The organism is Methylophaga sp. UBA5088 (assembly GCF_002414625.1).
GTDB lineage: Bacteria > Pseudomonadota > Gammaproteobacteria > Nitrosococcales > Methylophagaceae > Methylophaga > Methylophaga marina.
In genome coordinates this window covers 4,541-14,761 of record NZ_DIAC01000097.1, presented here as the reverse complement: position 1 = coordinate 14,761, position 10,221 = coordinate 4,541, and the positions used below count along the sequence as shown (strand labels likewise).

Genomic DNA, 10,221 nt, shown 5'->3' with positions numbered 1-10,221 from the left:
GATTGGATACATCGATTAATACGCGATCACCAATTTGATGACCGTAGGTATCGTTAATGTGTTTAAAAAAATCAATATCAGCGATGATAAGACAATGACTGATCGATTTATCAGAACGGGCTAGTCTGGCAAGATGTGTTTCGCAGGCCTTAATGGCAGCGCGTCTATTTAATAAGCCGGTCAGCTCATCGGTATCGGCCAGTGATAAAAGCTTTTGTTGCATCTTAACAATACGCTCACCTACTCGTAACCGAGCGATAAATACGGCACCATGAATAGGCTTTTCAATAAAATCATCAGCCCCCACGTCTAGTGCTGTTTGTTCAATTTGGCCAAGTGAATTGGAGGTAACCATAATGATATATGGCGTGAGACTTAAGTTCAGCGCTCTGATGTTCTGACATAGTTCCAGGCCATTGACTTCTGGCATCATCCAGTCAACAACAATGATTTCCGGGGTGGTATCTCTGTTTGAGATTATTTCAAGCGCTTGTGTTGCATTATTCGACTTGAGGGCATTCATTCCAGTCTTTTGTACAAAGCTACTCATAGTGAAGCAGTCAATATCATTATCGTCCACAATTAATACGTGCATGTACCCTTGTTTACATGGCAGTTTGATTTGATATCAAGTTTCTACTTCTATAGCTTAACTATCAAGCCTTGATGTTCATTTTATTGGTAAATCGTTTACGATAAGTCCTGATGACAATCAATTACTCAATACAATGTCTGTTGTGTCGATACAGTAAAAATAAACATCTTAGTCTTTAGGTAAGTGTAATGAATAATCCAGAAGCCTCTACCCAACGAACACAAGAAAATATCTCGGGGGATAGACGCGATTTTATAAAAAAATCTGGTGTATTAGCTGGCCTATCCGTTTTATCAAGCAAAGCGCCTTTTGTGTTCGCCAGAACAACACCAACTTTACGCGTGATGGGCACACACGTGACGCTACAAGAAGAGATAAGACAACAAGCCATGGCTGATCTTGGTATTAATATCGTTTTTGAACCAGGTGGCGAGGCTGAACTTATTCAAAAAGCCACAACCCAACCAGGCTCTTTTGATATCTATGAGCAATGGACCGATAGTATTCGACAGCTCTGGCAGGCCTCTGTGATTCAGCCCATTGATACGGAGCGCTTAAGCTACTGGGATGAAATCAATGCCCTATCAAAAACAGGGAAAATTGCACCTGAAGCTAATATTGGCTTAGGTGATGCACCACATAAAATTTTAAATATTCAAGCAGATGGCAGTTTGGGAACTCAATTCACCGGCAAGATTAGTTTTTTACCCTATGTTCACAATGTGGATTCATTTGGCTATAACACGAATGCCATAAAAAAAGGCATTCCGTATGAAACGGAAAGTTGGTCCTGGTTATTAGATGAGCAATATCGCGGAAAAGTGGGCATTGTTAATTCTCCGACCATCGGTATCTTTGATTTGGCTCTCGCTGCAGAGAGTAAAGGCCTGATTAATTTCAATGATATGAGCGATATGACGCAAACTGAAATTGATGGCCTCTTTTCTATTTTGCTGGATTTCAAAAAACAACATCACTTTGCAGGTTTCTGGAATTCGGTACCTCAATCAATTGATTATATGCGTCAAGGACGGGTACACCTGGAAAGCATGTTTTCACCAGCAGTTTCTGCACTCAATGGCGACGGTATCCCCGTCACGTATGCCGCCCCCAGAGAAGGTTACCGTGCCTGGCATGGTGTGATGTGTTTATCCAGTGAATGTCAGGGGCATGTCAAAGATGCCGCTTACGATTATATGAACTGGTGGCTAAGTGGTTGGGCTGGTGCTTATGTTGCCCGTCAAGGTTATTACATTTCAAATCCGGAACGATCAAAACCTTTATTAGACAAAAATGAATGGGATTACTGGTATGAAGGAAAAGAGGCCACTGCGGATCTAAAAGGCACGGATGGCAAAATTTCAGTCAGGGCTGGTGATATTCGTACCGGGGGAGCGTACACCACACGATTAAGCAATATCGCTATCTGGAATACGGTTATGCCAAATTATGATTATTCGCTACAAAAATGGTATGAGTTTTTATTAGCATGAGTAAATGGCATCAATCTACACTGATGAGTCAGCTTGGGATACGCAAGCGTGTCTTTATTGGTTTCGCCAGCCTTGCGTTGATTTCTTTGTTTATTGTCATTGTGAATTTATTTTCTCTGACAAATGTTGAAAAACTATTCAACGACTATACAAAATCGATTTCTTATACACGGCTGATGTCTGAAGTCGAAGCAGATATTATTGAACTTAATCGAAAAATATTAGTGTTTCGCATCACGGATAGTCAGTCGTCCATTACAGACATTCAACGATTATTAAAAAGCCTGAAAACCACTATCCATAGTCTTTCTGTTTCATCGGAGTCCAGTGAGGAATCAGCCGCCATTTATCCCAAATTTACCGACTCACTTGAGAACCTCTACGAGAAAACGGCAAAATTGAATGATGAGCGTATGGTGTTAAAGCAGTTACATACACAACTGGAGCAACAGTTTAGTTCTGTTTATAACATGCTCGACACCATGACAAAGCAACATAAGAAGTCTGAAGAAGTGATTTTATTGTATGAAATTCGTTCTTCAATCGCTTTTGCTCAGAATCAAATTATTCAATACTTTCAAAGCCGTACCAACAAAACGCGTTTAAATTTCGTTGACACATTTAATCAAGCAAAAACGGATATTGCTGTCTATTCAGAGCTCGCTTCCACCTCTGAAAAAGAAAGACAATTAATCATTAATCTCAACAATCAACTTGATACCATCAAAAATACCTTCTTTCGTACGATTCAAGCAGATCGCAATTTTATTTTTCTGGTTAATGTGGTGATTGCAGGGGAAGCCTCTGAATTAAAAAGCCTGTCTGTGCAATTAAAAGATTATTCCATTGAGAGACAAACAGCACTTTTTAGTAGCACCAATAATAATCTGGAACTGTATAAGTTTATTGCGTTTATCGGTTCCTTTTTTCTGATGGCCATCGCCCTCATGATTTCTGGCAGGGTCAGTCGCGCTATCACGGTCCCCATTTCTGATATCAGTAAGACATTTGAAGATATCAGTGCTGGTCGAGAAACCTTATCTATTCCTGGTATCGATCGGCATGATGAAATAGGCAAGCTAGCCCGATCGGCTACTCTCTTTAAACAAAGTGCGGATGAAACAAAACGCCTCTTAAAAGAAACAGAAGAGCTGGCCGAAGAGTTAAGTTTAAGGGAGGTTGAACTAGAGCTAGCGGCTAAAAAAGCGAATTCAGCCGCCGATGCAAAAAGTGCGTTTCTGGCGAATATGAGTCATGAAATAAGAACACCGATGAATGGCATCCTAGGCATGATTAATCTGCTAAGCGATACCCAACTTACGGAAAAACAACATCAGTTTGCCCACAATATTAAAATCAGTGCCGAATCATTGATGCGAATTATTAATGATATTCTGGATTATTCAAAAATTGAGTCTGGCAAGCTCTCTATTGAAGAGACGGCATTTAATTTAGAAAAACTGATTTCTGATATTGGCAGAGTGGTTGAACCCAATGCACATAATAAAGGCCTTCAAGTCCTCTGCCCTGCCAATGCAATTGAGAATGTACAAATTATTTCTGATCCGATTCGTCTCAGACAAATCCTTCTTAACCTGCTTTCTAATGCCGTTAAGTTTACCGAAAGCGGTTCAGTCGAACTCAAGATTGATATCAAGTCAGTCGATGACAACAGCCTTAACCTTGATTTTTCTGTTACTGATACTGGCATCGGCATATCAGAAGAAGAGCTGACCAATTTATTTGAGCGGTTTAGCCAACTTGATTCAGCTTCAACCAGAAAAGCCGGCGGCACCGGTCTTGGGTTAGCTATCAGTGCTGAGTTAGTGAGCATGCTGGGGGGGAAACTGGAAGTTGACTCAACTGTTGGGGCTGGCAGTCATTTTTATTTCACCATTACGGTGAAAAAAGATAAGGTTTTACCTCCTCGAGTACTGACCACAAAATTCACGCAGTTTTTTGCCTACACCAGCAATGAAAAATTAAGTACCTATTTAGAAAGCTTATTTTCTAAATGGGGGAATCATCTACATATCACCTCATCATTATTGCTGATTGAGACAACGGTTCGAGAGGAAGATACCGATGTGGTGCTGATGGTTGATAGCGCCATGCTGAATCACATCAATGAAAATAAACTCAAACAACTCAAATCCAAAAATATTAAGATTATTTTACTGTCATCATTGGCAGATGATTTGAGCCGTTCACTGATAAGTGATTTATCAGATGTCACGGTGATCAAACCTATCAGTGCGTCAGAGTTATTTAATGCGAGCCGCTCATTATCAGAACAGCTTATTGAGCAACATGAACAACCTACTGCAGACACTGCTTCGTTACCCACCTTTTCATCAAGTAAGGTCCTTCTGGTTGAAGACGATGAAATCAACCAGATGGTGGCCAGCGGTATCCTCGCGAAATATGGAATGACGGCTGATATTGCAGAAAATGGTGAAGTCGCTTTAGATAAACTGCGTGAGAAGCAATACGATATTGTCTTTATGGATTGTATGATGCCGGTCATGGATGGCTTTACCGCCACACAACATCTTCGCTCAGGTCAGGCCGGAGAGTTCAATCTGTCGACCCCGGTTATCGCCCTCACAGCAGATGTGATGGAAGGCGTGAAAGAAAAATGTCTCTCAGCAGGTATGTCAGACTATTTAACCAAACCGATAATGCCGAATACCTTATTGGATATATTGCAGAAATGGCTTTAGGCCTGCATATATTTTACAAAAATAAGGGAGCCATTAGCTCCCTTATTTGTATTAAGTGATTATTTATCTTTTTTATCCGTGCATGAGGCGCGTTTGTCGCCTTTATGTTTTTTATGGGCGGCTCTCGCTTCTTCCTTCGTCACCTTGCCATCGCCATTGGCATCCATTTTTTCGAAGCGTTTTAATGCTGCTGCTGTCGCTTCATCTTTTGTGATGACACCATCACCGTTAGTATCGATATGAGCGAAGTAACCTTTCTTGGTGTGTTTAGCCATATCGTCAGTTGATACTGGTTCAGCAAATGTAGCTGAGCTAATGGCCATCGCAGCTAAGGCTGTGAAAAGTGTTGTTGATAATGTTTTCATCATAAATCCCTCTTTTGTTTGTTGGGATTTTTAGACTACGCCCACCCAAGTTAAGAAATGGTTATTACATCCAAACAAATCAATATTATTTTTCTATCGCTAGTTTTATCTCAGCTACAGCGTGTTTAATTTGTGCTTCATCTGAGAAGCGTCCCAAACTGATGCGTAAAGATGATCCTGCTTCTTCATCTGTCAGCCCAATCGCTTTTAATACATGCGAAAGCAAGACCATTTCACTATTACATGCTGATCCAGTAGAGGCACAGACATTGGGTTGGAGTTTTTCTAATAGCTTATTCGCATCGCAACCAATGAATTGCACATTAATATTGCCAGGGTGACACTGAGTTTGTGTGCCATTCAATTTAAATGGAATATGTGTCGCTTCCAGTTGTTGTAGAAACAAACGTTTCAAATGCGTTAATTGTTCACGGTGAGTTTTTGCTTCTTGTTTGGTGATACGCATCGCTTCAGCAAAACCAACACAGAGTGGCGTGGCCAAAGTGCCAGAACGCATACCAAACTGCTGCCCTCCTCCCTGAATGAAAGGCGGTAACTCGGCTTGAAGATCGTTTTTAATATAAATCGCACCGATGCCTTTGGGACCATAAACTTTATGGGCAGACAAACTCAGCATATCGACATTCCAGTCTTTCACATCAATATCTATCGCTTCAGGGGCTTGTGCGGCATCACAATGAAATAAAGCGCCTGATTGATGAGCCATTTCAGCAAAGGTTTTGACATCCTGAATAGTGCCGATTTCATTATTCACAGCCATTATGCAAACCAGCAAAGTTTGGTCAGACAATAAAGATTGATAAGCATCAACATCAATCAGCCCCGAGCTATGCACTGGGATTTCTTTAACTTTGTAACCTAATTTAGCCGCGTAAAAATGGGCAGCATTTTTAATGCATTTATGTTCGATTGCACTGATAAGAATGTCACGGCGATCTGTGGTATTACCAAATATCACACTGGCAATCGCCTGATTATTTGACTCTGTCGCACCAGAGGTAAAAATCACTTCTTCAGAAGAGGCATTAATACATTTTTCAATCGTACTGCGTGCGGCCTCAACCGCTGCCGCTGACTGCTGACCTAACACATGGGCTGTCGAATGTGGATTAGCAAAAATCTCATGGTTATAGGGTGCCATTGCGCTAACAACGCGAGGCTCTATCGGCGTTGTTGCCTGATAGTCTAGGTAAATTGAACTACCGGTTTGCATTGACTGCTCCACTTTTTAATATCAGATAATCAGAGGGTGATATAAAGATTGACGTCATAGGATAGCGAGAAACACCAGCTATTGGCTACGCATAAACGTATTTATTGCATTGATAAAATCAACATGACGCTCAGATAACGGGCAAAAAAAAGCTGTTACCGAGGAGGAGTAAAATCGGTAACAGATTGAAGGATCATTAGCATTTTATTTTTTTATTATTTCCTGGTGCGCTTTGTTGCTTGCTTCATTCGAAGAGGGTGTGTGACTCTCAACCAGACTGGTTTCAATTTTATTGATATTTTTGGGATCAACGTTTTTGCTATCGGCAACGGCGACAGAAGCAGAGCTGGCAATACTCAACGCACTGATAGAGAGAAAGGTATTTAATCTGTTCATAGGATGACTCCTTAAATTGACTGAGCTAATGTTTAGCTACAGTTCAGTTATAGACCCTGGATACTGAATTTTTGCTGAACGAGATTAAGGAAGGCTTAAGTAATAAAACAAAATGATTTAGCTACTTCAAATTATTGTGCAAATAAATGATAAGGCGAGCTTCCAGTCCAACGCTTAAAGGCTCGTCGAAAATTATTCATGTCATTAAAACAGAGGTACTCGGCTATTTCCTGGCTATTCATCTGTTTAACCTCATACAAATAAATAGCGGTATGTTTTCTGACCAAGTCTAATTGTTGTTGAAAGCTGGTTTGATGCTTTTTGAGCTTTCGTTTCATGGAGGCCGGGCTGAGGCCAAATGAAAATGACACTTTATCCAAATTAAGTGGTTCGTCTATATGTGACTGAAGGTAGCTGTATATTTGATCAAGAAAACTATACGGGCTGTATTCTTCAGAAAGTTGCTTGTCACTCTCTTTTAAGGCGCCCTGCATGCCAAACTTAGATGCATTCGGCCAAGGTGTATCCAAACAGTATCTGGGTAGCCGTATTCGGTTCATCTGTTGATTAAAGCGAATATCTTGTCCAAAGTTGACCCAATATTGTTCAACGTATTCAGGTTCATCGTAGCTAAATTCAAACTGCCAAGGCATTTTTTCACCAGCTAACCACGCCACCATCGACACAAAAGCGGACATGTAAGACTCAATAATAAATCTGTGTTGTTCTATGCTTCCTGTACTGTCAACCCAATACAAAAATAGCTCATCGTCATTTTCATAATATCGAGGCGTGAATAGTGGCGACAAAATGGCATGATATTCACAAAGGATCGTTATTGCCTGACGTAAGTTATTCGCTTGCTGTAAAGCTTGACTCACAGAACCATAAAATCCAGGAAATAAACGCTGACCATATAAAAAGCTTATATCATCAGCATCCGTTAGTTTCTGAGAGTTTTTGATTAACGTCAGATATTGGTCAGGACTAATGCGCTCTTCAGCCTGCTCAAAATCACCAAGCTGTAAACGCGTTCCTTTCAGTAGATGATACTCAGACACATCACGTGACAGTGCCAATTCGACTAATACAGCGGGCTGATAATGAGGTGTGATACAGGGTGTATCTAGCTCATATCCCAGCGTTTTTACCAGCTTTGCCATGGTTCAGATGACAGGTGCAGCTGTTTGTTTACGCTGGCTAAGAAGTTGATTTAATCGTTTAATTAACGAATCAGAATCATCCCTTTTTGCCATGGTAATGGCGGTCGTCGCTGTTAAATAGACACGCTGCTGTGATTCCTGTGTACGGTAAGCAAAACTGGCTACCGCATGTTGCAGATCCTGACTCAGCTGTTTTGCTTCAGCCTCATCGGTGTCGTGTAAGAGGATAACGAAACGGTCGCCAGCCAAGCGACAGATCAAATCCTTATCACGCAGGTTTAACAATAATAGCTGACAGACCAGCTGGAGGATGTGATCGCCCTCTTTTATGCCATACAAACGATTAATCACATTGAAATCATCAAGATCAATGGCGATGAGCGCCAATGGTTGCTGATGCTTTTTACTCTCTGCCAAGGATAGCTTGAGCTGTTTTTTTAAATAAGCGCCGCCGCCAACAGGCATAAGCTTGTCAAACAAACGGTGCTCGCGAAAATACCGTTCACGTTTTACCATTTGAGCACTGATAGCAATTTCTTCCTGATGCCAATGATAGATACCAATACTTAATAATATTAAGGCAATCGGTATCGGCATACTTTCAAGCCAGTTGTGCCAGATTAAGGTTGATGGCATACGAATGAACTCATCCATAAAATCCATCGACCAGGAAAAAACAATGGCGCATAAACCAAATGCCAACAACCGCGTTACTCGGCCTGCAGGTCGACTCCGAAGTAATAAGGCCAACCAGAAAAAGGCTAGGATCACCATGCCGCCTTCTGACATAACATCCAACCAGTTCACCTCGCTTATCGGCTTTACGTCACCCCATGCTCGTAAAATGAGGGTCCCGGAAACAATAGCTGTCGCCAAGCCATAAAAATAAGAAGTCTGTAAAAACGGTCGTTTTTTCATTGATTTAAGTGCACTAAATATCAGCTATAAACATTGAATATTGGCGACACTACGCTAAAAAAATGACAGTGTTGTGACATCACATGCAGTCAATTTAGCTCACAAAAAAATGACCATTTCTTCATTTTTTTAATGTTTAAACCGTGCACCAAATATTCATATGACGTTGTTTTTAAAGAATTAAGCTAGGTGGGATAGGCTTATTTCCAACTCAACATTTTTAACTTCGTCATGGTCATTTCAGCTCAAATATACGGTCACCACTGAGCTATCTTATTGTTTTTAAATGCTTTTAAATTTTTCTGTCATCTAACTGTCATTTAGCCTACCTACACTTGCCGCCATCGAACCACTATGACGACAAGGATATTTATGAAAAAGACAAACCTGATGTTAGAGCGACCCAGTTTTAAGTTAAGTCTGATTGCTCTTGGCATAAGTAGTTTTATCAGTAATGGCGTCCACGCTGAGGATGACCTCAATCTGGAAACTGTTCGTGTGATTGGACAGGCAGTACAGATTGACAAAGCACTCACTGAACAACGCAACTCAAATAGTATTGAGAGTGTGGTGCATGCGGATGGCATTGGCCAGTTACCCGATGATAATGCTGCTGAAGCGTTACAGCGTTTACCGGGTGTGTCTGTGGCAAACGATCAGGGTGAAGGACGTTTTGTTACTGTTCGTGGACTGGCTCCTGAACTGAATGCCGTTACTATCAATGGTACTAATGTGCCCTCACCTGAGAGTGATACCCGGGCTGTAGCACTGGATGTTTTGCCGAGTGAGTTGGTGCAATCTCTTTCAGTTGTAAAAACATTAACCCCTGATATGGATGCGAACTCGCTGGGCGGCACCATCAATGTCAGAAGTCTGTCAGCCTTTGATCATGATGGCCTGTTCTATACGCTCTCAACAGAAGGTAGTTTTGATGATAATACTGACCAAATCAGCCCTAAAGGCTCAGGTGCAGTCAGTAATATTTTTAGTATTGGTGATGGGGTCGATAACTTTGGTGTGGCCGCGGCCTTGAGTTGGCAAAAACGGGACTTTGGTTCAGATAATGTTGAAACCGGTGGCGCCTGGGATTTTGATGGTAGTCAACCGCGTCTCGAGGAACTGGAACAACGTGATTACGAGATTTCACGTGAGCGTCTGGGTTTAGGTGTCAATTTTGATTACAAAGCCGACGTCAATACCAGTTACTACCTGCGTACTTTATTCAGTCGTTTTACAGATACGGAAACCCGTAACGCGGCTGGTATTGAATTTGCCGATCCCCTCCTCCCAAATGAATCAGGCGATGACGCTGAAGGTTTCCGTGAATTAAAAGA

The 10,221-nt window shown here is 41.4% G+C and carries 9 protein-coding genes; 3 read left to right on the top strand and 6 right to left on the bottom strand.

The window, feature by feature from the left end; all coding sequences use genetic code 11:
• Positions 1–550 (bottom strand): GGDEF domain-containing response regulator (locus B4K20_RS12010; RefSeq protein WP_289283049.1); only part of this gene is annotated, 550 nt, incomplete at its 3' end.
• Between the two features lie 233 nt (positions 551–783).
• On the opposite strand from B4K20_RS12010, the gene B4K20_RS12005 reads away from it, so the two are divergent.
• Both B4K20_RS12005 and B4K20_RS12000 read left to right on the top strand, forming a co-directional pair.
• A complete protein-coding gene (locus B4K20_RS12005) occupies positions 784–2,088 on the top strand; it encodes an ABC transporter substrate-binding protein (protein ID WP_289283048.1) in 1,305 nt (434 codons plus the stop codon).
• Positions 2,085–4,811 carry an ATP-binding protein gene (locus B4K20_RS12000; RefSeq protein ID WP_289283047.1) on the top strand — a complete coding sequence of 909 codons (2,727 nt, stop codon included), beginning with the start codon at positions 2,085–2,087 and terminating at the stop codon, positions 4,809–4,811. Before B4K20_RS12005 ends, B4K20_RS12000 begins: the two co-directional genes overlap by 4 nt.
• A gap of 59 nt (positions 4,812–4,870) precedes the next feature.
• Here the strand turns inward: B4K20_RS12000 and B4K20_RS11995 are convergent, their stop codons facing one another.
• The 5 genes from B4K20_RS11995 to B4K20_RS11975 form a co-directional block, all read right to left on the bottom strand.
• Positions 4,871–5,179 carry a hypothetical protein gene (locus B4K20_RS11995; protein ID WP_289283046.1) on the bottom strand — a complete coding sequence of 103 codons (309 nt, stop codon included), beginning with the start codon at positions 5,177–5,179 and terminating at the stop codon, positions 4,871–4,873.
• An 82-nt stretch (positions 5,180–5,261) separates the two neighbouring features.
• The gene (locus B4K20_RS11990) at positions 5,262–6,410 is read right to left on the bottom strand and encodes a cysteine desulfurase family protein (RefSeq protein WP_289283045.1); all 1,149 of its coding nucleotides are present in this window, start codon (positions 6,408–6,410) and stop codon (positions 5,262–5,264) included.
• 204 nt (positions 6,411–6,614) lie between these two features.
• Positions 6,615–6,806: a hypothetical protein gene (locus tag B4K20_RS11985; RefSeq protein ID WP_289283044.1), complete on the bottom strand. Its 192-nt coding sequence runs from the start codon at positions 6,804–6,806 to the stop codon at positions 6,615–6,617.
• 131 nt (positions 6,807–6,937) lie between these two features.
• The gene (locus tag B4K20_RS11980) at positions 6,938–7,969 is read right to left on the bottom strand and encodes an AraC family transcriptional regulator (protein WP_289283043.1); all 1,032 of its coding nucleotides are present in this window, start codon (positions 7,967–7,969) and stop codon (positions 6,938–6,940) included.
• Positions 7,970–7,972: 3 nt separating this feature from the next.
• Complete coding sequence (locus B4K20_RS11975; RefSeq protein WP_289283042.1) at positions 7,973–8,887, bottom strand: GGDEF domain-containing protein; 915 nt, start codon at positions 8,885–8,887, stop codon at positions 7,973–7,975.
• Between the two features lie 372 nt (positions 8,888–9,259).
• On the opposite strand from B4K20_RS11975, the gene B4K20_RS11970 reads away from it, so the two are divergent.
• Positions 9,260–10,221, top strand: a 962-nt coding sequence (locus B4K20_RS11970; RefSeq protein ID WP_289283041.1) for a TonB-dependent receptor plug domain-containing protein, incomplete at its 3' end; no start/stop codon positions are given.